Annotated in this window: 21 protein-coding genes; 9 read left to right on the top strand and 12 right to left on the bottom strand. The window is 74.1% G+C overall.

All coding sequences use genetic code 11. The annotated features are described in order from the left end of the window. Positions 1-131: 131 nt before the first annotated feature. From JK359_RS21365 to JK359_RS21355, 3 genes are read right to left on the bottom strand one after another with little or no spacing between them, the layout of a single operon-like run. Entirely contained in the window at positions 132-773 is a 642-nt protein-coding gene (locus JK359_RS21365) for a LutC/YkgG family protein (protein WP_201837921.1), read from the bottom strand. Beyond that, positions 770-2,248 (bottom strand): LutB/LldF family L-lactate oxidation iron-sulfur protein, encoded by a 1,479-nt coding sequence (locus JK359_RS21360; protein WP_201837920.1) that lies wholly within the window; start codon positions 2,246-2,248, stop codon positions 770-772. The genes JK359_RS21365 and JK359_RS21360 overlap by 4 nt, the downstream gene beginning before the upstream one ends. Continuing rightward, positions 2,245-3,000 (bottom strand): (Fe-S)-binding protein, encoded by a 756-nt coding sequence (locus JK359_RS21355; RefSeq protein ID WP_201837918.1) that lies wholly within the window; start codon positions 2,998-3,000, stop codon positions 2,245-2,247. The genes JK359_RS21360 and JK359_RS21355 overlap by 4 nt, the downstream gene beginning before the upstream one ends. A gap of 317 nt (positions 3,001-3,317) precedes the next feature. Here JK359_RS21355 and JK359_RS21350 point away from each other — a divergent pair, with 317 nt between their 5' ends. The 3 genes from JK359_RS21350 to JK359_RS21340 all read left to right on the top strand — a co-directional run bounded on the left by JK359_RS21350 (position 3,318) and on the right by JK359_RS21340 (position 6,460). After that, positions 3,318-4,619, top strand: a complete 1,302-nt coding sequence (locus tag JK359_RS21350; RefSeq protein WP_201837916.1) for an alpha/beta fold hydrolase — start codon at positions 3,318-3,320, stop codon at positions 4,617-4,619. A 60-nt stretch (positions 4,620-4,679) separates the two neighbouring features. Continuing rightward, a complete protein-coding gene (locus tag JK359_RS21345; protein WP_201837914.1) occupies positions 4,680-5,429 on the top strand; it encodes a PIG-L deacetylase family protein in 750 nt (249 codons plus the stop codon). A 176-nt stretch (positions 5,430-5,605) separates the two neighbouring features. Beyond that, on the top strand, positions 5,606-6,460 hold the full coding sequence (locus tag JK359_RS21340; RefSeq protein WP_201837912.1) for a pentapeptide repeat-containing protein: 855 nt from the start codon (positions 5,606-5,608) through the stop codon (positions 6,458-6,460). On the opposite strand, the gene JK359_RS21335 is transcribed toward JK359_RS21340, so the two are convergent. Further along, positions 6,422-8,014: a cytochrome P450 gene (locus tag JK359_RS21335; protein ID WP_201837909.1), complete on the bottom strand. Its 1,593-nt coding sequence runs from the start codon at positions 8,012-8,014 to the stop codon at positions 6,422-6,424. The two genes, JK359_RS21340 and JK359_RS21335, sit on opposite strands and share 39 nt — an antisense overlap. Positions 8,015-8,127: 113 nt before the next feature. Between JK359_RS21335 and JK359_RS21330 the strand changes: the two genes are divergently transcribed. Together JK359_RS21330 and JK359_RS21325 are read left to right on the top strand one after the other, a co-directional pair. After that, the gene (locus JK359_RS21330) at positions 8,128-8,736 is read left to right on the top strand and encodes a TetR/AcrR family transcriptional regulator (protein ID WP_201837902.1); all 609 of its coding nucleotides are present in this window, start codon (positions 8,128-8,130) and stop codon (positions 8,734-8,736) included. A gap of 140 nt (positions 8,737-8,876) precedes the next feature. After that, complete coding sequence (locus tag JK359_RS21325) at positions 8,877-9,602, top strand: DUF2470 domain-containing protein (protein WP_201837900.1); 726 nt, start codon at positions 8,877-8,879, stop codon at positions 9,600-9,602. Here the strand turns inward: JK359_RS21325 and JK359_RS21320 are convergent. From JK359_RS21320 to JK359_RS21305, 4 genes are all read right to left on the bottom strand, one after another. Further along, on the bottom strand, positions 9,570-10,808 hold the full coding sequence (locus JK359_RS21320) for a lactonase family protein (RefSeq protein WP_201837899.1): 1,239 nt from the start codon (positions 10,806-10,808) through the stop codon (positions 9,570-9,572). The genes JK359_RS21325 and JK359_RS21320 overlap by 33 nt on opposite strands. Before the next feature lie 129 nt (positions 10,809-10,937). After that, entirely contained in the window at positions 10,938-12,023 is a 1,086-nt protein-coding gene (locus JK359_RS21315; protein WP_201837897.1) for a hypothetical protein, read from the bottom strand. Between the two features lie 46 nt (positions 12,024-12,069). Next, positions 12,070-13,323 (bottom strand): aromatic acid exporter family protein, encoded by a 1,254-nt coding sequence (locus JK359_RS21310; RefSeq protein ID WP_201837895.1) that lies wholly within the window; start codon positions 13,321-13,323, stop codon positions 12,070-12,072. Positions 13,324-13,580: 257 nt separating this feature from the next. Continuing rightward, the gene (locus JK359_RS21305; RefSeq protein ID WP_201837893.1) at positions 13,581-14,075 is read right to left on the bottom strand and encodes an FBP domain-containing protein; all 495 of its coding nucleotides are present in this window, start codon (positions 14,073-14,075) and stop codon (positions 13,581-13,583) included. A 428-nt stretch (positions 14,076-14,503) separates the two neighbouring features. Between JK359_RS21305 and JK359_RS21300 the strand changes: the two genes are divergently transcribed. Further along, positions 14,504-15,793 carry an ROK family transcriptional regulator gene (locus JK359_RS21300; protein ID WP_201837891.1) on the top strand — a complete coding sequence of 430 codons (1,290 nt, stop codon included), beginning with the start codon at positions 14,504-14,506 and terminating at the stop codon, positions 15,791-15,793. Positions 15,794-16,065: 272 nt separating this feature from the next. Here JK359_RS21300 and JK359_RS21295 read toward each other — a convergent pair whose 3' ends face one another. From JK359_RS21295 to JK359_RS21280, 4 genes are all read right to left on the bottom strand, one after another. Continuing rightward, positions 16,066-16,320 carry a hypothetical protein gene (locus JK359_RS21295; RefSeq protein ID WP_236678191.1) on the bottom strand — a complete coding sequence of 85 codons (255 nt, stop codon included), beginning with the start codon at positions 16,318-16,320 and terminating at the stop codon, positions 16,066-16,068. Positions 16,321-16,359: 39 nt separating this feature from the next. Further along, on the bottom strand, positions 16,360-17,391 hold the full coding sequence (locus tag JK359_RS21290; RefSeq protein WP_201837889.1) for an SDR family oxidoreductase: 1,032 nt from the start codon (positions 17,389-17,391) through the stop codon (positions 16,360-16,362). Between the two features lie 412 nt (positions 17,392-17,803). Next, entirely contained in the window at positions 17,804-18,460 is a 657-nt protein-coding gene (locus JK359_RS21285) for an HAD family hydrolase (protein ID WP_201837887.1), read from the bottom strand. Between the two features lie 16 nt (positions 18,461-18,476). Then, on the bottom strand, positions 18,477-19,541 hold the full coding sequence (locus tag JK359_RS21280; RefSeq protein ID WP_201837885.1) for a PHP domain-containing protein: 1,065 nt from the start codon (positions 19,539-19,541) through the stop codon (positions 18,477-18,479). Between the two features lie 257 nt (positions 19,542-19,798). On the opposite strand from JK359_RS21280, the gene JK359_RS21275 reads away from it, so the two are divergent. Genes JK359_RS21275 through JK359_RS21265 form a run of 3 tightly spaced genes read left to right on the top strand, consistent with a single transcriptional unit; the run spans position 19,799 to position 21,916 of the window. Beyond that, the gene (locus JK359_RS21275) at positions 19,799-20,602 is read left to right on the top strand and encodes an SDR family oxidoreductase (protein ID WP_201837883.1); all 804 of its coding nucleotides are present in this window, start codon (positions 19,799-19,801) and stop codon (positions 20,600-20,602) included. A 7-nt stretch (positions 20,603-20,609) separates the two neighbouring features. After that, a complete protein-coding gene (locus JK359_RS21270) occupies positions 20,610-21,635 on the top strand; it encodes a DNA topoisomerase IB (RefSeq protein ID WP_201837881.1) in 1,026 nt (341 codons plus the stop codon). Positions 21,636-21,670: 35 nt separating this feature from the next. Continuing rightward, complete coding sequence (locus tag JK359_RS21265) at positions 21,671-21,916, top strand: hypothetical protein (protein WP_201837880.1); 246 nt, start codon at positions 21,671-21,673, stop codon at positions 21,914-21,916.

Raw genomic sequence — 21,916 nt, 5'->3', positions numbered from 1 at the left:
CTCACGCTACGGCAGGGCGTGGCGGGCCTCATCCGCCCTGGCCCGACCGGCGGACGCACCGGGCCCGGGCCGGCCGGTCAGCCGCCCACCGCCGGCACGGCTTGCCGCGCCGGGCACCCGTCTCCGGGCGGTCAGCCGAGGACGACCACTTCGAGCGTGCGCGGGCCGTGCACGCCCTCCACCCGGTCCAGCTCGATGTCGCTGGTGGCCGACGGCCCCGAGATCCAGGTCAAGGGGCGGGTGGGGTCGAGGCGTTCGAGGGCCTGCGGGACGGAGGAGACGACCTGGTCCGGGACGCGGACGACACAGACGTGGTGGTCCGGGACGAGCGAGATGCGGCGCCGGCCCTGGTCGGGCGAGCCGTCGAGGACGATCGTGCCGGTCTCCGCGATCGCGACGGCACAGCCCGTCACCACGCTGTCCACTTGGTCCAGCCGTGCCGCCGTGTCCGCCGTCCGGTCGTGCACCTGCACGGGATCGGCGGCGGCCAGCCACCCGGGCGGCAGCCCCGGCGGGACGAGCACCTCCCGGGAGCCGCGCCCGGCCAGCAGCCGCATGAGGAGGTCCGGCAGCTCCCGAGCGGTGCAGCGGTGCACGACCGCCCGGTAGTCCGCCAGGTTCTCGGCCAGCAGCTCCACGGTCCGCCCGGTCGTACGGTCGCCGTGCTCGCGCAGGTACCCGCGGGCCACCGCCTCCTCGTACGGCCGCTCGTCCGGCGTCACATCGGCGAGCGCCCGCCGTACCCGGCCCAGGATCCGTTCCCTGCCGCTCACCGGGTGCCGTCCTTTCCTCCGCGCGTGCGCTGCCACCAGTCCCGGAACGGTTCCGCCGGTACGGCCGGCAGGTCCCGGCTGCCCGTCCAGGCACCGACCGGACCGGGCAGCGTACGCGGATGCAGCCGGCGGGTGCGGGAGGCGAGCCGCTGGCCCGCGCGCAGGGCGCCGGGGTGCGCGAACGCCCAGCGGGCCGCCCGCATCGCCGCCCGCTCGGCGGCATGCCCCTTGGCGGGCTTCAGCACCACCCTGTTGCCCTGCCGTACCGCCGGGCCGCCCTGCACGACCCGCTCCCGCAGGTGCACCAGCACCTCGGGGATGTCGATGGCGACCGGACACACCTCGTAGCAGGCACCGCACAGGCTCGACGCGTACGGCAGGGAGGCGTCGATCGCGCTCCCCGTGCCGCGCAACTGGGGGCTGAGGATGGCGCCGATCGGGCCCGGGTAGACCGAGCCGTAGGCGTGCCCGCCGGCCCGCTCGTACACCGGGCACACGTTCAGGCAGGCCGAGCAGCGGATGCAGCGCAGGGCCTGGCGGCCGACCCGGTCGGCGAGGGTGTCGGTGCGGCCGTTGTCGAGCAGCACCAGGTGGAAGGTGCGGGGGCCGTCCCCGTCCGTCGTCCCGGTCCACATGCTGGTGTACGGGTTCATCCGCTCGGCGGTGGAGGAGCGCGGCAGGGTCTGCAGGAAGACCTCCAGGTCGCGCCACGTCGGCACCACCTTCTCGATGCCGACGACCGAGATCAGGGTCTCGGGCAGCGTCAGGCACATCCGCCCGTTGCCCTCGGACTCCACGACGACCAGGGTGCCGGTCTCGGCGACCATGAAATTGGCCCCGGAGATGCCCACCCTGGCCCGCAGGAACTTCTCCCGCAGGTGCAGCCGGGCCGCCTCGGCGAGTTCGGCGGGCGTGTCCGTCAGCCCCTCGGGCGCCGGACGGCCCCACGCGCCCATCTCGGTGCGGAAGATGTCCCGGATCTCAGCACGGTTGCGGTGGATGGCGGGGACCAGGATGTGCGAGGGGCGGTCCTTGCCCAACTGCACGATCAGCTCGGCCAGGTCGGTCTCGTAGGCGCGGACGCCCCCGGCCTCCAGGGCTTCGTTCAGCCCGATCTCCTGCGTGGCCATCGACTTGACCTTGACGACCTCCGACTCGCCGGTCTCGGCGACCAGCCGGGCCACGATCCGGTTGGCCTCGTCGGCGTCGGCCGCCCAGTGGACCGTACCGCCCGCCGCGGTGACCGACTCCTCCAACTGCACCAGGTACCGGTCGAGATGACGCAGCGTGTGGTCCTTGATCCGGCGGCCCGCCTCCCGCAGCTCCGCCCAGTCGGCCAACTCGCCCACGGCCTTGGCGCGTCTGGTCCGGATGGTGTGCGTGGCGTGCCGCAGATTGCGCCGCAGCGTCGGGTCGGCGACGGCGTCGTGGGCGGCCTCCGGGAAGGCCGGCATGCCGACGAACGTTCCGCTCATACCGCCGGTACCTCCTCGGTGCTCGCCAGGATCTCCGCGATGTGCACCGGCCGCATGCCCGTCCGCAGCCGGCTCATCGTGCCCCCGATGTGCATGAGACAGGAGTTGTCGGCCGCGCACAGCACCTCCGCGCCCGTCGACTCCGCGTTGCGCACCTTGTCCACGCCCATCGCCGCGGACACGTCGGCGTTCTTCACCGCGAACGTGCCGCCGAACCCGCAGCACTCCTCGGCGCCCGGCAACTCGACCAGTTCCAGCCCCTTGACCGCCTCCAGCAGCCGCCGGGGCCGGTCGCCCAGCCCGAGTCCGCGCAGCCCGTGGCAGGTCGGGTGGTAGGTGACCCGGTGCGGGTACCAGGCGCCGACGTCCGTCACCCCCAGGACGTCCACCAGGAACTCCGTCAGTTCGTACGTCTTCGGCACCACCGGCGCCAGCGTCCGGGCCAGCGCGTCCCCGCGGCCCTCGGCCCGGGCCCGCTCGCCCAGCCGCGGATACATTTCCCGCACCATCGCCCCGCAGGATCCCGACGGCGTCACGATCGCCTCGTACTCCCCGAAGACGTCGGAGAAGTGGCGGGCCAGCGGCTCGGTCCCGTGCCGGTACCCGGTGTTGTAGTGCGCCTGCCCGCAACACGTCTGGCCCATCGGGAAGTCCACCTCGACACCCAGCCTGGTCAGCAGCTCCACCACGGCACGCCCGGTGTCCGGATACAAGGTGTCGTTGACACAGGTCAGGAACAGGGCCACCCGCATCGCGGCTCCTCGGCGTCGGTCATCGGACGAGTGCAGGGTAATCGGCGCGCACCGGAGAGGGGGAGACCACCGCTCACCGGGCGGCGAGCCGCACCCCGGCCCCCACCTCCCCCCCGACGGCCGCGGGGCGGCGAGCCGCACCCCGGCCGCCACCTACCCCCCCGACGGCCGCCGTCGAGGCGGGGCGCGCGCCGGGCGGGCGGCTGGGCGCGGAGCTGACCGGAAGTTCAGTAACAATCCATGATCCCAGGGGTCGGCCCGCGCCCGGACATGTGCTGAACTGGGAGGCGTCCATCCCATCCGTCCCAGGAGACCCGTTGAGCCTCAGCTACCGCCAGCCCGGTGTCGTCCTCACCGACCGTCGCTTCACCGTGCCCCTCGACCACGCCGACCCGGACGGCGAGACCATCGAGCTGTACGCCCGGGAGGCCGTGGCGAGCGACAAGGCCGGGCAGGACCTGCCCTGGCTGGTCTATCTGCAGGGCGGCCCCGGCTTCGGAGCGAATCGCTTCGTCGGACGTCAGGCCTGGCTCGACCGGGCCCTGAAGGACTACCGCGTCCTCCTGCTGGACCAGCGCGGCACCGGCAGCTCCACGCCCGCCACCCGGCAGACGCTCCCACTGCGCGGCGGCCCGGCCGAACAGGCCGACTACCTCGCCCACTTCCGCGCCGACTCCATCGTCCGCGACTGCGAGGCCGTCCGCCCCGAGGTCACCGGCGGCGCCCCGTGGACCGTGCTGGGCCAGAGCTTCGGCGGCTTCTGCACGGTGTCGTACCTCTCCCTCGCGCCCGAGGGCATCGACACCGCGATCATCACCGGCGGCCTGCCGGCCCTGGACGCCCACGCCGACGACGTCTACCGGGCCGCCTACCCGCGCATCGAGCGCAAGGTCACCGCGCACTACGCCCGTTACCCGCAGGACGTGGAGCGGGCCCGGCGGATCGCCGACCACCTCCTCACCCACGACGTGGTCCTGCCGAACGGATACCGCTTCACCGTGGAGGCCTTCCAGTCCCTCGGCCTCATGCTCGGCACGGGCGACGGCAGCCACCGGCTGCACCACCTCCTCGCGGACGCCTTCGTCCGCACGCCGGCCGGCCCGGAGCTGTCCGACGCCTTCCAGGAGCAGGCGCAGGCACTGCTGTCGTACGCGAGCCACCCCCTCTACGCCCTCGTCCACGAGTCGATCTACGGCCAGGACGCCCGCCCCACCGCCTGGGCCGCCGAGCGGGTCCGCGCCGAGTTCCCGCAGTTCGACGCGGCCAAGGCACTCGCCGGCGACGGCCCGGTGCTCTTCACCGGCGAGACGGTCCACCCCTGGATGTTCGACGCCGACCCGGCCCTGCGTCCCCTGCGCGAGACCGCCGGACTCCTCGCCGACCGCACCGACTGGCGCCCGCTGTACGACCCGGACCGCCTCGCCGCCAACGACGTTCCCGTCGTCGCGGCCGTCTACCACGACGACATGTACGTCGACACCGCCCACTCCCTGGCGACGGCCCGTGCGATCCGCGGCCTGCGCACCTGGGTGACGAACGAGTTCGAGCACGACGGTCTGCGCGTGGGCGCGCCGCGGGTGCTGGACCGGCTGCTGGCCCTCGCCCGCGACGAGGTGTGACGCAACGGGCCTTCCGCAAAAGGGGTTGCGTGCGGGACGGGGCGGCCTAGTCTGCCGATCATGACCGAGCCGCAGATCACCAGCGCCCCGCTCGCGCCGATGCCCGAGGACTGGCAGCGCGCCCTGGCCGTGGTGGCCCACCCCGACGATCTGGAGTACGGGTGCTCCGCCGCCGTCGCCGCCTGGACCGACGCAGGCCGTGACGTCACCTATGTGCTGGCCAGCCGGGGCGAGGCGGGCATCGACACCCTCGAGCCCGCCGCCTGCGGCCCGCTGCGCGAGCGTGAGCAGCGGGCCGGTGCGGCCGTCGTCGGCGTCGGCACCGTGGAGTTCCTCGGCCACCGGGACGGTGTGATCGAGTACGGTCCCGCCCTGCGTCGCGACATCGCGGCCGCCATCCGCCGCCACCGGCCCGAGCTGGTCGTCACCCTCAACCACCGCGACACCTGGGGCGGTACCGTCTGGAACACCCCCGACCATGTCGCCGTCGGCCGCGCCACCCTGGACGCCGCGGCGGACGCCGGCAACCGGTGGATCTTCCCCGACCTCGTCGAGCAGGGCCTCGAGCCCTGGAACGGCGTCCGCTGGGTGGCCGTGGCCGGCTCCGGCAACCCGACCCACGCCGTCGACGCCACGCCCGGGCTGGAGCGGGCGGCCCGCTCCCTGCTCGAACACCGCACCTACATCGAGGCGTTGACCGACCAGGACCCGGAATCGTACGTCCGGGACTTCCTGGCCGCGCACACCGGTGCCGCCGGCGAGCGCTTCGGCGGCAGGCCGGCGGTGGCCTTCGAGCTGTTCGGCCGCTGAGGACTTTCGTTCGGATCAGGCCGGCTCCGGGCGACGATGCCTGCCGGCCGACCAGACCCCGCGACCCCGGCAAGATCCGAAAGAGAGGCCTAGCACCGAGGGCTCCGTGCCGGTCCGCAGCCGGGCGAGCGACGGCCCCGACGGAGAGACTCCCGCAGGTCAGTAGGCTGTATGGCATGCCGGACCAGATGACCGACCCCTCCGACCTGCGCGGCGACTGCGCCCAGTGCTTCGGACTGTGCTGTGTCGCCCTGCCTTTCGCCCGCTCCGCGGACTTCGCGCTGAGCAAGCCGGCGGGCAAGCCGTGCCCGAACCTCGGCGGCGACCACCGCTGCGGCATCCACACCGACCTCCGGCAGAAGGGTTTCACCGGCTGCACGGTCTACGACTGCTTCGGCGCCGGTCAGAAGGTCTCCCGGATCACCTTCGGCGGGCAGGACTGGCGGACCGGTTCCGAGGAGCAGGCGCGCCTGATGTTCGACGTCTTTCCGGTCGTGCGGCAGCTGCAGGAACTGCTGTGGTACCTGACGGAGGCGCTCGGCCTGCCCGCCGCCGCTCCCGTCCACCCCGAGCTGCGGCGGATGCGGGAACGGACCGAGCGGCTCACCCGGCAGACCCCGCAGGAACTGGCCGGGCTGGACGTGGCCGCGCACCGGCAGGAGGTCAACGTGCTCCTGCTGCGCACCGGCGAGCTGGTCCGCGCCGGTGCCGCCGGCAAGGGCGGCCAGGGCAAGGGCAAGAAGGGCAAGGACCGCCGGGGCGCGGACCTGATCGGTGCCCGGCTCAAGGGCGCCGACCTGCGCGGTGCCAGCCTGCGCGGTGCCTGCCTCATCGCCGCCGACCTCACCGGCGCCGATCTGCGCGGAGCGGAGATGATCGGCGCCGATCTGCGGGACGCCGACCTGACCGACGCGGACCTCACCGGCGCCTTCTTCCTCACCCAGCCGCAGGTCGACGCGGCCCGTGGCAGCGCCGGCACCCGGCTGCCGGAGTCAGTCCGCCGTCCGGCGCACTGGACGGCGGGCGGCTGACGCCGGGCCCTGCCCGGCCGGTGCCGCGTGCTCTGCGTGCCGCGGCGTGCCGTGGTCCGGCTGCGGGTCCGTCGTGGCCGGGCGCGCGGTTCCCCTCGCCCCGTCGGGGCTCCTGCGCTCCAGCCTCAGCCGCAGCCCCTCCGGCATCAGCGTCAGGCGCTCGACGACGGTCAGCCGGTAGCCGGGCTCGGCGTGCAGTTCGTAGCGGCGCAGCAGCAGGCCGAGGACCAGGGTCGCCTCGTGCACCGCGAACTGGCGGCCGATGCAGGCCCGCGCACCGGTGCCGAACGGCTTGAAGGTGTGCGGCGGCCGGGCCCGTACGGCGGCGGCGTCGAAGCGGTCCGGGTCGAAGCGCTCGGCGTCCTCGCCCCACACCGCCGGATCGCGGTGCAGCATCGGCGTCAGCACCAGTGCCCACGCCCCCCGGCGCATCGGGTGCTCCCCGGCGAGGACCGTGTCCAGGCGGGCCTCGCGGGCGAAGGCCGGCGCGGTGGGCCACAGCCGCAGCGCCTCGTCCAGGACCCGGCGGACGTAGCGAAGCTTGGCTACCCGGTCGTAGCCGGGCTGCTCGGTGTCGCCCCAGACGCGGTCGACCTCGGCGCGGGCCCGGGCGGCGATCTCCGGGTGGCGGGCGAGGTAGTACAGGGCGAAGGAGAGGGCGCCCGAGGTGGTCTCGTGGCCCGCGACCAGGAAGGTGATCACCTGCTTGCGGACGTTCTCGGCGGACAGCCGCTCGCCGGTCTCCGGGTGCGCCGTGGCCAGCATGCGGTCCAGCAGGTCGCCCTCGCCGCCACCCGACCGGCGCCGCTGTGCGACCAGGTCGTCGACCGTGCGGTTCAGGTAGGCCATGTCGGCCGCGTTGCGCCGGGCGGCGGCGCGCAGCAGCAGCGGGGCCAGCGGTCCGGGCACGCTGTTCAGCCGCTGTGCGTAGGTGAGCGTGCCGACCATCGCCGTGACGAAGGGGTGCGGCCGGTCCCGCTCGAAGGAGGCGAAGTCGTGCCCGAAACCGGTCCGCGCGATCGTCTCCAGGGTCAGCCGGGTCATGTCACCGGGCACGTCGACCGTCTGCCCGGCCAGCAGCCTGCGGTCCCAGTGGTCGGTCAGCCGGCCGGCGACCGACAGCATCATCCCGTGGTAGCCCTCCATGGCCTCCCGGCTGAACCCGGGCGCGAGGACGTCGTGCGCCAGCTGCCAGTTGGGTTCGTGGTTGTACGCGGTGAACAGGCCGTCGCCGGCCACCGGCCGCAGGTTGGCCACCCCGAGCCCGACGTGCTTGGCGAACCGGGTCTCGTCGGCCAGGTCGGCGACGAGCGGCGCCCCCCACACGAACACGAACTCCTTGCCGAAGGCCCGGCGCCGGAAGACCGGGCCCAGCTCGCGCGCGAAGCGCACGGAGTCCTGGAGCGGTGTGCGCCGGTCGGCGCCGAGCACATCGCCGAGCAGGGGCAGCCGGTGCGGCGGATGCGGGATCCGGTGCAGCTCGGGCCAGCCCTGCTCGGCGCTCCGGAAGCCCTTCGGCAGGCCGGTCCGTGTGCTCTCCGTCGTCTCCGCCATGACGCGATCTCCCTTGATCAGCGGATGGGTGAAGCGGCGCATGTTGTACGTGGGTTCAATAACGTCTTCCAGTCTGATCCCCTTGTTGAACGGGCGTCAAGTAAAGTGACGCCATGCCCGCGAACCAGGGGGAACGCGCCCGGCGCAGACTCAGCACCGCGGAGCGTCGTGAGCAGCTGCTGTCGGTCGGAGCGAAGCTGTTCTCGGAAAACCCTTACGACGACGTGTGGATCGAGCAGGTCGCCGAGATCGCCGGGGTCTCCCGCGGGCTGCTGTACCACTACTTCCCGACCAAGCGGGACTTCTTCGCCGCGGTCGTGGAGCGGGAGAGCGCGCGCATGCTGCGCATGACGGCCGCCGTCCCCGGGGTGCCGGTGCGTGAGCAGCTCGGTGCCGGCCTGGACACCTATCTCGGCTACGTCCAGGCCCATGCCCACGGCTTCCGCGCCTTCCACCGTGCCGACGCGGCCGGCGACCAGGCCGTGCGCCGGGTCTACCGGCAGGCCCTGGCCGGGCAGGAGAAGCAGATTCTGGCCGCGCTCGCCGCCGACCCGGAGTTCGGGCCCGTCTTCGAGGCCGCTCCGCAGGTGCGCCTGGCCGTGCGCGGCTGGCTCGCCTTCACCACCGCGGTGTGTCTCGAATGGCTGCGCGGTGAGGGCGAGTTGACCAGGGAGCAGGTGCGCGACCTGTGCGCCCGGGCACTGCTGGGCGTCCTCGCGTAGTCCTGCGCACCGGTTGCGGGGCCTGGGTGTCCGAGTGCTGCCGGGTGTCCCCGCGTGATCCTGTGCACCGGTGCGACCGTGGTTGGCGTGCGCCCCGATCTTCGATAGGTTAGGCAAGGCTTACCTAAGGAGGTCTCGGGATGGGTGACACACAGGACTGGACGGCCGCCCCCGGTGCGGCGGAGCGGGCGCGCTCGGTGCTGGCCACCGCGTGGTCGTGCGCGGTGACCGCGGACGGGGTGCGCGAGGAGTACGTCGGTGCGCACACCGTCACCGGCCCGGGGCAGGTGCGGCTGGCGGTGCCCGAGGACAGCGCCCTGTTCGCGGCAGCCCTGTGCGCCCCACGCCAAGAGCCCGCGGTCCTGCTGGAGTTCGCCGACGTGGCCCCGGTGCCGGTGCGCAGCCGCATCCGGGCCCGGCTCTGGCTCTCCGGCTGGTTCGCCCCGGCCGGGGACGGTCTGCTCCTCCGGCCCACCCGGGTCGTCCTGCGGCAGTCCTCCGGGCCCGTCGTCGTCGACCCGGACGAGTTCGGCGCCGCCCGGCCCGACCCGCTCGCCGAGGCCGAGGCCCGGCTGCTCACCCATCTCGCCGACGCCCATCCGGACGCCGTCGAGCGGCTCACCCGTCTGGTGCGGCCCGAGAGCCTGCACGCGGCGACCCGGGTGGCACCGCTGGCCGTCGACCGGCACGGACTGACCCTGCGCATCGAACGCACCCGCGCCCACGGCGACGTACGGCTGCCCTTCCACGCGCCCGCCGACGACGTCGCCCAGCTCACCGAGCGCATGCACGTCCTGCTGGCCCAGACCGGCGCCGCCGGCTGCCCCCGCGCGCTACAGCGGCAGCGCGCAGACGGCGACGGGTGACACGAACGGCTCGCCCGCCCGGCGCAGACCGCCACTGTCCCGGTCGACGTGGAAGACGCTGACCGTGCCGGAGCGCTGGTTCGCCGCGAACAGCAGCCGGCCGTCCGGGGAGAAGGCGACCTGCCGCGGGAAGTCGCCGCCCACCGGCACCGTCCCGAGCAGCCGCAGCCGGGCCCCGCCGGCCTCGACCGCGTACCGGGCGAGGCTGTTGTGGCCCCGGTTGGCGAGGAAGGCGTACCGGCCGTCCGCCGTCACCAGGATCTGCGCCGGGTAGTTGGTGCCGCCGTCCGAACCCGTCGGCTGCGGGTCGCCGATGCCGAGCCGGCCGGACCCCGGGTCGTAGGTGCACACGGCGACGGTGTCGTCCACCTCGTTGGCCAGGTAGGCGTACCGGCCGCCCGGATGGAAGGTCAGATGGCGCGGCCCCGCCCCGGGCCGCGCGTGCGCCTGCGCCACCTCGGTCAGCGTGCCCTTCGCCGAGTCCAGGCGGTACGTGTACACGGTGTCGGTGCCGAGGTCGACGGCGAGGACGTGCCCGCCGCCGGGGCAGGTGAGGACTTGGTGCGCGTGCGGGCCCTGCTGGCCGGGTCCGGGCTGCGGGGAGGTGTGCGTCACCAGGGCGGTGCGCTCGCCGAGGGCGCCCGAGGCGTCGACCGGGTGCACGGCGACGCTGCCCGAGCCGTAGTTCGCGCTCAGCAGCCAGCGCCCCGAAGGATGCACCGACAGGTGGCAAGGGGCCTCCCCGCCGGTGCTGCGGGTGCCGAGCACCCGCCGGTCCGCGAGCCGTACGGCCGTCACCCCGCCGTCCTGCCGTTCGTCGACCGCGTACAGCGTGCGGCCGTCCGGGTGCACGGCGAGGTAGGAGGGGTCGGGCACCCCGGTGAGCGTGCCCGAGGCGGTGATCCGGCCGGACTCCGGGTCGTACGAGGCCACCGCGATGCCGGGGCCGCCGCCCTGGGCCGAGGTGTACGTGCCCACGTACAGCGGGCGCGGACCGGACGGTGCGCGGGGCGGCGAGGCGGCCGCGCGCTCCCGCGGGGCCGGCCCGCCGTCCGTGGGCCGGGCCGCCGTGGCCGGCACCGCCACCACGGCCGCCGTGCCGGCCACGGCCCCGACGAACCGGCGCCTGGTCCAGCCGCCGCCCTGCGCCCTCCCGCGCGGGCTCCCGGGGAACACCCGTCGCGCCGTCCGTGCCTCCGTGTCCATGCCGCACCTCAGGTCGTCGGTTGCCCCGGTCGTGACAGCCACCTTGGCCCGCGAGCACCACCAAGGGCAAGCTGGGCAACGGGCGTTGCGCAGGATGCAACCCGCTGGGCCGGAGGGGCTAGGAAGCGGTCACCACTCCCCGTCCTGCACCGGTTTGCCGGGCGCGTCCTTCAGCGGGGTCACCTGGCCGGGCGACGGCGGCTGCCACGGGTCCAGGTCGTCCCCGAGCCAGTCGCCGACGGGCTTGACCGCCTCCAGGGTGCCGGTGGGGGAGAGGTCCTCGGCGTCCGCGTCGTAGTAGTCGTACCAGGGCAGGCCGGCCCGGGTGTACGCCGCCCGGTCCACCGGCGACGGCGGCGGCGCCTCGCCGGTGATCCGTCGCCACTCCGGGGGCGTCACCAGGTGCACGAACACCCGCCCGGCCGGCTCCTCGGCCCAGTCCTTGAGCGACCGGTCGTCCCGGTACACCTCCTGCCGCATCGAGCCGCCCACGCCGAGCCCCATGGCCGCGGCGCGCGGGGCCGCGGCGGCCGGGCGAGGGGGACCGCCGAACGCCATGGCGGCCGGTGCCGGCGGGGCACCGCCGGGGGCCGGCGCGGCCATGGGCGGGGGCGCCCCGTAGCCGGCGAACGGGCCGGCCGTGGCCGCCTGCCGCTCCCGCTCCAGGCGCTCCTGCTCCCGGCGCCGCCACTGCGCGAGGACGTCCTCCCGCAGCGGGTACGACTGGAGCTGCACCCCGCCCCACACCTCTTCGCCGGTGACCTGGCCCTCGACCGTCGCCCCCAGTCCCAGCGGCACGGCGACGAACTGGCGGACCGTGCCCTTGCCGGAGTTGATGCCGTCCAGCCAGGGCTGGCGGGGCAGCACCACGTAGTTCTGCGGGCGCCGGCTCAGCCGGTCGCTCCACGGCTTGCCCGAGACCGCGCACACTTTGCCCACGCCGACCTGGAGCGCGGCCGGCTCCGTCGTGCCGGCGAAGCTCAGCCACATCGCCTCGCGCAGGTACACCGGCAGCATCACGCCGCCGCGCGCCCGCCACTGCTCCGGCACCGTGTCGGCGTAGTCGGCCACCCGCCGGACCGGGAACTCGCCCAGCCCCGGCGGCAGCGCGTGCGTGCCCTTCTCGGGCAGCCGCAGGGTGCGCACGAACCGCACCGCCACTCCGCCCGGCAGCCGCAGCGTGTTCCCGTCGATCCGGACCCCTGGACCGGTCATCCGCCCACCCCCTCGCTCGCCGCGCCGGCCTGACCCGGCACCTCACTCATCGAGAACGCTCACCGAACCCCGTACGGTTCCGCCACAGCTCCTCCTGCACGCCGAGGCGCTCGCGCAGCCAGGCCAGCCGGGGCAGTTTCTCCCGGGTCTCCCGGGACACCCGGTCCAGCTCCTCCAGCAGCCGCCGGGTGCGGTGCTCGGTGTTCAGCTCGTCGATGATCCTGGTCGTCTCGGTGAGCACGGCCCCCAGCAGCTGCCAGTTCGTCCAGTCCTTGCCGATCTCCTCCCGGAGCAGCTCGGCCAGCCGGTCCCGGGTGCCGGCCGCGGTGTGCAGCTCGGCGGTGAGCCGGGCCTCCGCCGACTCGGCGTTCTCGCTCAGATGGGTGGTCACCAGTACGGCGAAGCTGACGATGGCGTCGGCCATCTCCGACAGCAACTGCTCGACGGTCGCCCCCACCCGTGGCGGGAACAGATCCTCGGGCCCGCGGGCCTTCGCCAGATCCGTGAAGGAGCGGGCCAGCACCCGCAGCACCACCGTGCAGATCTCCAGCGTGTCCAGCCCGGTGCGCAGCACCACCCGGTGCAGCAGCCCTTCCTTCACCCGCGGATTGAGCCGCAGGCTGTCCTCGGCCTGCCGCAGCGCCGCGTCCACCTGGACGATGTCGTGATCCAGCCGGCGCGCCTCGTGCAGCCGCTCGGCCGCCTGCTGCCAGGGGATCCGGCCCGCGGCCTCCTCGCCCATCCGCAGCATCAACTGCCGTACCCGCCGGGCCAGGTCCTCGATCGACCGGCCGGCCGCGTCGACCCACACCGGCGGCGGGAGCAGCAGGTTGCAGGCGGTGCCGACGACCGCGCCGATGAGTGTCTCCACGATCCGCGCCCAGGCGGTGAACCCGACGGTGGTCACCCCGAGCACCAGCATGGCGCTGATCGCCACCTCGGCGACGTACTCGTCCACGCGGACCAGGTGCCCCACGGCCAGTGAGGCGACGATCAGCAGCGCGAGGCTCCACCAGGTCAGGCCGACCAGACCGCTGAAGGCGATGGCGACCAGCACGCCGGCGACCACCGAGTTCACCCGGCGGATGCCGTTGGTGAGCGTGGCGAAGAAGGTCACCTGGACGACCAGCAGCGCGGTCAGCGGAGCGGTGAGCGGGGCCGGCTCCGGACTCAGCCGGAGCGCGATCACGTAGGCGACCGTCGCGGCCGCGGCCGACCGCAGCGTCTGGACGACCACCGGTTCCCGGCGGCGCTTCAGCAGCCGCCCCAGTCCCATGGCCCACTTTCGTACGTCGAGCATCCCTTGGCCTGTTCCCATTAGTCCGGGAACTCGAACGTGATCGTTGGCGGCCTGTTTCTGTCCGCAAGTGTTCGCGTACGGGCAGGTGGCCGCCGTTCAGACCGCGGGAGCAGGGACCTCGGCGGGGTGTGGTGGCCCGGTTCGCGGGCGATATCCGGCCACCTCTGCCGAGGTCGCCGCACCGCCCGCCGAGGTCGCCGCACCGCCCGTCGAGCACGACCACGGCACGGTCGTGCGCCGGGCCGGCGGGGCGGTGCTCACACGTACAGCTTGTCGAGGAAGGCGTGCAGATTGCCGGTGGCCCGGGCGATCTGCTGCTCCAGGGTCAGGCTCTCCTCGAACCGGGCGCCGGACTCCGGCACCTTCTTCCCGCGGACGTACAGCGAACAGGCCAGGTCGGTGCACATGTACAGGCCGACCGAGTTGCCCTCGCGGCCCGCCGGGCCCGCCTTCCTCGCGGTCATCAGCGACACCCCGCCGCCGCGATGGGTCGTCAGGCACACCGAGCACATGCTGCGGTGCAGGAACCCGCGCTGCGAGGCCGGGAAGCGCAGGGCGACCCCGACGAGCCGGCCGTCCCGCTCGGTGACCAGGTAGCTGCGGTCGGGGGCCCCCGGATCGCGCCACCCGAGGAAGTCCAGATCGTCCCAAGGGCGTTCACCGAGGTCCTGCGGAACCGTCAGTCGCTTGGCCTCGCCCTTGGAGCAGTTGATGAAGGAGCTGCGGATGTCCTGCTCGGTGAGCGTCTTCATGGGAGGGATCCTTCCGGGTGTCATCCTCGCAACCTAGGGTCTCTAGGTTATTGCCGACTCTATGCAGGCAGGCGGTTGAGAGCTAACGAATTTCCCGAGGGTGGCTCCGCCCGCCGACGGGCGGCTCCGTCCACCGGCTGCTCGCCTCGCCGGTACCCGCACGCCGACGGGGCCGAGGAGGTGTGGCGGCTGCTGGCGGCCGGGGCGCGGGTGTACGTCTGCGGCGACGGCGCCCGCACGGCCCCCGGCGTCCGCGTGGCGTTCCGTACCCTGAACCGGGAACGTACCCCGGCACCGACGACGCGGAGCCCCGGCATCCGGGACCCTTGCCTTAGCTCATAGCGTGAACTAAGGGTTGGGAGAATGTCGCGTCCGCACTGCCCGAAGGGGTATGTTGCAGGTCGGGCAGGGTTCGTGAAGGGAGCCGCATGGCGGGGCGGAACGGACGCACAGTACGCGACCTCAGGCGCGGCAACCGTACGGCGGTGCTGCAGCGGCTCTATTTCGACGGGCCGCTGAGCCGTTTCGAACTGGGGCCGGCCACCGGGCTGAGTTCCGGCTCGGTCAGCAACGTCGTCGCGGACCTGATCGCCGACGGTCTGGTCGAGGAGGCCGGGAGCGTCGACTCGGACGGCGGCCGGCCGCGCACCCTGCTGCGGGTCTCCCCGCACAGCGGCCAGGTGATCGGCGTCGACGTCGGCGAGACCCGGGTCCGGGTGGAGCTGTTCGACCTGGCGCTCACCGAACTCGCCCGCACGGAACGGACGCTGGCCCCGCAGGGCTACGACGTCGACGTGATCACCGGTCACATCCGGGACGGCGTCGCCGAGGTGCTCACCGCCGAACAGGCCGTCCCCGAACGGCTGCTCGGCGTGGGTGTCGGCGTCCCCGGCATCGTCGAGCACACCCCCGACCGGGGCGCCGTCGTGCACGGGCAGACCATCGGCTGGGACGCGGTCCCGCTGGAGCAGCTGCTCCGTTCGGCCTCCCCCCTCCCCGACCAGGTGCCGTACTTCATCGACAACGGCGCCAAGACCCTCGGTCAGGCGGAGATGTGGTTCGGCGCCGGGCGGGGCGCCCGGAACGCCGTGGTCGTGCTCTTCGGCTCCGGCGTCGGTGCCTGTCTGGTCACCCCCGAGGTGGAACACGGACGGGCCGTGGAATGGGGCCATCTGACGGTACGGGTGCGCGGGCGCCGCTGCCGCTGCGGTGCGCCCGGCTGCCTGGAGGCGTACGCGGGCGCCGAGTCGCTGCTCGCCCGCTGGCGCGAGGAGGGCGGCCGGCCCCCCGAGGGGGCCGACGAGGAGACCGCGCTGACGGCGATGCTGGCCGCCGCCTACCCGCCCTCCGACGGCACGCCCGACCCGGTCGCGCTGGCCGTCCTGGAGGAGACCGCCGAGTACCTGGGCGCCGGCCTGTCCGACCTGATCAACCTCTTCCAGCCCGAGCGCATCCTGATCGGCGGCTGGGCCGGTCTCCAGCTCGGCACGCGCTTCCTGCCCGCCGTGCGTCGGCACGCGGCGACGTACGCGCTGCGCCACCCGGCCGACCGGGTGACCATCGAACTCGGACGGCTCGGCCCGGACGCGGTCACCGTCGGCGCCGCGATCCTTCCGCTGGCCGAGTTCTTCGCGGGGGGCGGCCGGCGCCCCGAACCGGCCGGCGAGGACCGCCTGCCGGCCTGGCGCGCCGCCCTCCAGGAGCGGGCCCCCCGCTGACGGACCCCGCCGCGGCCGTCACGCCGACGGGGCCTTGCGCCGGTCACGGGTCACCCCGCGGCCGGCGGCGCCGCCCGGCGTGACGGCGGCCGGTCGAAGCCGACGGGGCCTTGCGCCGGTCACGGGTCTCGCCACGCCCACGGGGCCTTGCGCCGTTCACGCCGGCCGTCGGGCTCACCGGGCCGTCCGGCCGTCGGGCGCCCCGGGCCGTCAGGCTGACGGATGTCCGCTGCCTCGGGCCGGGGGCCTTGCCTCGGGCCGAGGGTCTCGCCTCAGGCCGACGGCTCCTCGGGTGCCGGATGTTCCGGGTGCACCGTGCCCGACCGAGGGGCGCCCTGGGGGCCGCTGCCGGCTTCGTCGGTGTCCGGCACGGACTCCTCTTCGGTCTCCTCGTCGAGCGCGCGTCCGGGGCTGACGTCCCACGGGTCCTCGTTCGGCCGGGCCTGCTGGTCCGGCATGTCCCGGGGCACCGGCCGCCCCTCCGGTGCGGACCTGGAACCGGGCTCCGGCTGACGCTGCGCGGCCATGGTGTTCTCCGTTCCTCGTCGGCTCTCGGTCCGGCCGGCTCAGCCGACCTTCCGCCCCCGCATCGGCTCGGTCTCCATCCCGCCGCCCTTCTGCAGTCCGTCCAGGAACTCCTGCAGCACCTCGGTCGCGGTGCGCCGGGGCTGCCAGCCGAGTTCGTTGTGCGCCCGTCCGCAGTCCATCAGCGGCAGCCGCAGCACGGCGTCGAACAGGTGCGGGGAGGCGGGCAGCAGACGCAGTCCCCAGGCGGCTGCGATCGCCGACCGGGCCGCCGTACGCGGCAGTCGCACCGGGCGGGAGCCGAGCAGTTCACCCAGCACTCCGGCGTCGAGCGGCGGATCGGCGGCCAGGTTGAAGGCGCCCCGGGCGGTGTCCGTGTGCAGCGCGAGCCGGTAGGCCTCGGCCGCGTCGTCGGTGTGCAGCGCCTGCACCCGGAGGCCGGGGACGTCCGGCAGGAACGGCAACAGGTCGGGCCTGGCCAGCGGACCGGGCAGGAACCGGCCGCCGAAGATCCGCCGCTGCTCGCTCGCCGACTGCCACTTGAACAGGAACGCCGGGCGCATGCGCACCACGCGCACCTCGGGGTGGTCGCGCTCGAACACGTCGAGCGTGCGCTCCAGGTAGGCCTTCTCCCGGCAGTACGCGGCGTCCGGCCAGCCGTGCGTCGGCCAGGACTCGTCCACCGGGCGGTCCTTGGGGCCGGGGGAGTACGTCCCGACGGACGAGGCGTGCACCAGCACCGGCACGCGGGCCGCGGCGACCGCTTCGAACACCCGGATGCTGCCGAGCACGTTCGTCCGCCAGGTGACGGCCGGGTCGTGCGTCGGCTGGAACGCCCAGGCCAGATGGATCACGGCGTCGGCGCCCTCGAACCGCTCAGCGAGGTTCGCGGAGTCGGCGGACAGGTCGACGGCGGACCACTCGGTCTTCTCCGGTGACCACGCGGGCGTACGCCGGGCCAGCCCCCGCACCGACTTGACGGCGGGGTCCTCCGAGAGCAGGCGCACCACGCTCGTCCCGACATTGCCGGTGGCGCCGGTCACGACCACCCTGCTGCCCGCTGAGCTGCTCACCTTCGGCTCCTCTCGTCGGCGCGGCGGAGGCTGCGACAGCCGGCCGGGTACCCGGCAGCCACGCCCGCACACCCGGCCGATCACAGCCCCGGGGCAGCTCCGGCCGCGCCGGCCCGGCGTCGGGAGGACGGCTCCGGCCGCGCCGCCACGGCGACGAGAGGGACACTCCGGCCCGCACACGAACGAGCCCCGGCCGTGACGGGGGATTCACGGCCGGGGCGGTCAGGAGGTGGATGCGGACGGCGGTCGCCTCGCGGCGAGAGGCTCCACAGGGCTTCAGCCGGACGATCGTCCCTGTGGGCAAAAGGTGAGGCCCGGGGACTCTGTCCCATCCGCACCCACGGTTCGTTCAACGGACAACCACCCCGTGGTGTTCCTGTCCGGCACGTGACCCGCGTCACCTCGGCGGCCCTCAGCCCAGCGGGCTCCCGGCCAGCCGGTCCAGCAGGTCGGCGGGGTCGGCGTACACCGCCTCCGCCCCCGCCTCCTCGAGGTCGGCCCGCGGGATCCCGCCGCAGAGCACTCCCACACAGCGGACCCCGGCCTTGCTGCCCGCCCGCATGTCCCACACGGTGTCGCCGACGAACACCGCCCGCGAGGCCGGCACCCCGGCCAGCTCCAACGCGTGCTCCACGGGCTCCGGAGCCGGTTTGCCCTCCCGCACGTCCTCGGCGCTCGCGGTGTCCGTGATGGTGTCGTCCGCGTCGATCGCACGGCGCAGCGCGCCCAGTTCGGCGCCGCTCGCCGAGGTGGCGAGGACGATCGTCCACCCGTCCCCGTGCAGTCGCCGCAGCAGCTTCGTGGCCCCGGGCAGGGCGGCCAGCCGGTCGAAGTACTGGCCGTACAGCGCCTTGTGCGCCGCGCTCAGCTCGGCGTCCCGGTCCCGGTCGCGGTCCTCGCCGAGCAGATGGGCGACGAGGTCCGTGGAGCCCAGGCCCACGGCCCGGTGCACGGCATGCATGGGCACCCGGTGCCCCGCCTGCCGGAACGCCTCCCACCAGGTCACGACGTGCAGATGATTGGTGTCGACGAGCGTCCCGTCGACGTCGAACACGGCGGCACGGTCCATCCGGGGGTCCTCTCTCTCAGTTCCCGGCCCGGGTACCACGCCCGGGCCCCGCCACGCGTGCCGGCAGCCGGCCCGCACGGGTCCAGTCCAGCAGCTCCTCGGCCGACCAGGTCGTCACCACCCGCTCGGGCGGCACCCCGCACTCCTCGGCCCGCGCGCAGCCCAGGATCTGCCAGTCCAGCTGGCCGGGCGCATGCGCGTCGGTGTCGACGGAGAACAGCACCCCGGCCTCGACCGCCCGGCGCAGCAGCCGCCGGGGCGGGTCCAGCCGCTCCGGACGGCTGTTGATCTCCACGGCCGTACCCGACTCGGCGCACGCGGCGAACACCTCGTCCGCGTCGAACTCCGACTCGGGCCGTCCGCGGCCCGTCACCAGGCGCCCGGTGCAGTGCCCGAGCACATCGGCGTGTGGATCACGGACGGCGGCCACCATCCGGCGGGTCATCGAGCGGGCGTCCATCCGCAGCTTGGAGTGCACCGAGACGACCACCACGTCCAACCGCTCCAGCAGCTCGGGCTCCTGGTCCAGCGAGCCGTCCTCCAGGATGTCGCACTCGATGCCGGTGAGCAGCCGGAACGGCGCCCAGCGCGCGTTCAGCTCCGCCACCTGCTCCAGCTGCTCCCGCAGCCGCGCGGGCGACAGCCCCCGGGCCACCGTCAGTCGCGGCGAGTGATCGGTCAGCACCGTCCACTCGTGTCCCAGCTCGGCCGCGGCCCGCCCCATCTCCTCGATCGGACTGCCGCCGTCCGACCAGTCCGAATGGGTGTGGCAGTCCCCGCGGATCAGCGCCCGCAAGGCGGAGCCGGGCCCGGAGGGGGCTGCCGCACCGGCCTCCTCCTCCAGCTTGCGCAGATACCCGGGCACCTCCCCGGCCAGCGCCTCGAGCACCACCTGCGCGGTCTTCGGCCCGACCCCTCTGAGCGCCTCCAGCGTCCCCGCCGCCGCGCGCTCGGCTACCTCGTCCCCGGGCAGCGCGGCGAGGACCCGGGCGGCGGTCCTGAACGCCTTCACCCGGTACGTGGGCGCGAGCGCACGCTCCAGCAGGAAGGCGATCCGTTCCAGGGCGACGACGGGCTCCATGCCACCAAGGTTCACACCGAGCGCCCCGAAAGGGCACGGGGAACCGCGCGCCGAGCCCCGCACCAACCGCGGCCCACAACTGGCCCCGCTCCCCGTGGCGGGGCCCGTTTGCGCACGGGGAACCGCGCGCCGAGCCCCGCACCAACCGCGGCCCACAACTGGCCCCGCTCCCCGTGGCGGGGCCCGTTTGCGCACCTCGCGCCCGGGTACTGCGATGACTCGATCACACCGTCCGTGAGGACTTCGGGAGGCGAGCCATGTCCGCACCAGCCGCGCGACGAACGGCGCTGATCACGGGCGCCGACAGCGGTATCGGCCGTGCCACCGCCGTACGCCTGGCCGAGGCGGGCCTGGACATCGGCATCACCTGGCACACGGACGAGGAGGGCGCCGAGGAGACGGCGCAGGAGGTCCGCGCCCACGGCCGACGGGCCGCCGTCGCCCAGCTCGACCTCACCCGGCTGCCCGAGGCCGCCGACACCGTGGACGAGCTGTGCGAGGAGCTGGGCCGCATCGACGTGCTGGTGAACAACGCCGGTACCGGCACCATGACGCCCTACCTCGACCTCACCCTCGCGGACGTGCGCCGGGTCCTGGACGTCGACCTCGTCGGCCCGTTCCTGTGCGGACAGCGCGCCGCCCGGCGGATGATCCGGCAGGGCGACGGCGGCCGGATCGTCAACGTCACCTCGGTGCACGAGCACCAGCCCCGCGTCGGCGCGGCCCCGTACTGCGCGGCGAAGGGCGGGCTCGGCCTGCTCACCCAGGTGATGGCCCTGGAGCTGGCCGAGTACGGCATCACCGTGAACGCGGTCGCACCGGGCGAGATCGCCACCCCGATGACCGGCCAGGAGGACACCGACGTGCACACCGAGCGCCGGCCGGGCGTACCGCTGGGCCGGCCGGGGGACGCCCGCGAGGTCGCCGCCGTGATCGCCTTCCTGGCGAGCCCCGACGCCTCCTACGTCACCGGCGCCTCCTGGAGCGTCGACGGCGGCATGCTCCGCATGGGCCCGCAGGCCGGCTCCCACCTGACCGGCGACGACTGGCGCCGTCCGTGAGGCCCCGGTGAGACTGCGGACCAGCTCCTGCGACGGCCCCGGATTCGGGCGCATCCGCTGCGGCCGGGGCTTCCGCTACACCGACGTCGCCGGCGAGCCCCTCACCGACCGCGAGCAGATCGCCCGCATCCGCGCCCTGACCATCCCGCCCGCCTGGCGGAACGTGTGGATCTGCCCCTGGCCCGGAGGCCACCTCCAGGCGGTCGGCACCGACGACGCCGGACGCCGCCAGTACCTGTACCACGAGCAGTTCCGGGCGGAGCAGGAGAAGGCCAAGCACGAGCACGTGCGGCGGGTCGCACGGTCCCTGCCAGAAGTGCGCGCCAAGGTGGCCGCCGACCTGGCCGGGCGCGGACTGAGCCGGTCCCGGGTCACCGCCTGCGCGGTCCGCCTGCTCGACCTCGGCTTCTTCCGCATCGGCAGCGACCGGCACACCCGCACCAGTGAGACGTACGGCCTGACGACCATGCTCCGCGAGCACGTCAGCTGCGCACGCGGGGAGATCACCTTCAGCTACCCGGCCAAGGGCGGCACCGAGTCGGTCCGCGCGCTCGTCGACGAACAGGCCCGTACGGTCGCCCGCGCCCTGCTGCGCCGCGAACGGGGCGGCGACCGCTTCCTCGCCTACTGGGAGCGGGCCGCCTGGCACGACCTGCACGGCGACGACCTCAACGAGGCGCTGCGCCGGCTGTCCGGCACCGATGTCACCGCCAAGGACTTCCGCACCTGGCACGCCACCGTGCTGGCCTGCGTGGCGGTCGCCGTGGGCACGCGCGCCGCCCGCGCCACCGAGACGGCCCGGCGCCGGCAGATCGCCCGGGCCGTCCGCGAGGTCAGCCACTACCTGGGCAACACGCCCGCGGTGTGCCGGACGTCGTACATCGACCCCAGGGTGTTCGAGCTGTTCGAAGAGGGGGTGACCGTCGCCCCCGCGCTCACCCGGCTGGGCGAACACGGGGACTTCGGGCGTCCGGCCACGCAAGGAGCCGTGGAGGCGGCCGTCCTGGATCTCCTGGACGGCTCTGCTGGATGACCCGTCCGCGCGGGTTGCGTTCTACCCTCGATTGCATGACCGAACAAGGAGCTCCCCACATCGCCCATCCGCGGATCCTGGTCCTCGGGGTGTGCCCGGGCAGGCACGGCGAGCCGCCGTTCCGGATCATGGAGATCGACGGTCAGGTGGTCGGTGAGGCCAGGACCGTCACGGATGTGCTGGAGAAGGCGGCCAGCCACGGCATCACCATCCACGATCTGGACGATCCCGACGTGGTCCGCTTCGTGGGCGGGGACAAGTACACCTGGTCGCTGCGCTGA

This window comes from Streptomyces actinomycinicus, assembly GCF_016741775.1.
Lineage (GTDB): Bacteria > Actinomycetota > Actinomycetes > Streptomycetales > Streptomycetaceae > Streptomyces > Streptomyces actinomycinicus.
The sequence above is the reverse complement of the archived record's forward strand: the minus strand, read 5'-3'. Positions and strand labels throughout refer to the sequence as shown.

Bases quoted from the DNA above. Each gene is read 5' to 3' on its own strand.
- JK359_RS21360 (WP_201837920.1), bottom strand. From the start codon at position 2,248: ATGAGCGGAACGTTCGTCGGCATGCCGGCCTTCCCGGAGGCCGCCCAC.
- JK359_RS21355 (WP_201837918.1), bottom strand. From the start codon at position 3,000: ATGCGGGTGGCCCTGTTCCTGACCTGTGTCAACGACACCTTGTATCCG.
- JK359_RS21345 (WP_201837914.1), top strand. From the start codon at position 4,680: ATGACCGAGCCGCAGATCACCAGCGCCCCGCTCGCGCCGATGCCCGAG.
- JK359_RS21340 (WP_201837912.1), top strand. From the start codon at position 5,606: ATGCCGGACCAGATGACCGACCCCTCCGACCTGCGCGGCGACTGCGCC.
- JK359_RS21335 (WP_201837909.1), bottom strand. From the start codon at position 8,014: ATGGCGGAGACGACGGAGAGCACACGGACCGGCCTGCCGAAGGGCTTC.
- JK359_RS21330 (WP_201837902.1), top strand. From the start codon at position 8,128: ATGCCCGCGAACCAGGGGGAACGCGCCCGGCGCAGACTCAGCACCGCG.
- JK359_RS21325 (WP_201837900.1), top strand. From the start codon at position 8,877: ATGGGTGACACACAGGACTGGACGGCCGCCCCCGGTGCGGCGGAGCGG.
- JK359_RS21320 (WP_201837899.1), bottom strand. From the start codon at position 10,808: ATGGACACGGAGGCACGGACGGCGCGACGGGTGTTCCCCGGGAGCCCG.
- JK359_RS21315 (WP_201837897.1), bottom strand. From the start codon at position 12,023: ATGACCGGTCCAGGGGTCCGGATCGACGGGAACACGCTGCGGCTGCCG.
- JK359_RS21310 (WP_201837895.1), bottom strand. From the start codon at position 13,323: ATGCTCGACGTACGAAAGTGGGCCATGGGACTGGGGCGGCTGCTGAAG.
- JK359_RS21305 (WP_201837893.1), bottom strand. From the start codon at position 14,075: ATGAAGACGCTCACCGAGCAGGACATCCGCAGCTCCTTCATCAACTGC.
- JK359_RS21300 (WP_201837891.1), top strand. From the start codon at position 14,504: ATGGCGGGGCGGAACGGACGCACAGTACGCGACCTCAGGCGCGGCAAC.
- JK359_RS21295 (WP_236678191.1), bottom strand. From the start codon at position 16,320: ATGGCCGCGCAGCGTCAGCCGGAGCCCGGTTCCAGGTCCGCACCGGAG.
- JK359_RS21285 (WP_201837887.1), bottom strand. From the start codon at position 18,460: ATGGACCGTGCCGCCGTGTTCGACGTCGACGGGACGCTCGTCGACACC.
- JK359_RS21280 (WP_201837885.1), bottom strand. From the start codon at position 19,541: ATGGAGCCCGTCGTCGCCCTGGAACGGATCGCCTTCCTGCTGGAGCGT.
- JK359_RS21275 (WP_201837883.1), top strand. From the start codon at position 19,799: ATGTCCGCACCAGCCGCGCGACGAACGGCGCTGATCACGGGCGCCGAC.
- JK359_RS21265 (WP_201837880.1), top strand. From the start codon at position 21,671: ATGACCGAACAAGGAGCTCCCCACATCGCCCATCCGCGGATCCTGGTC.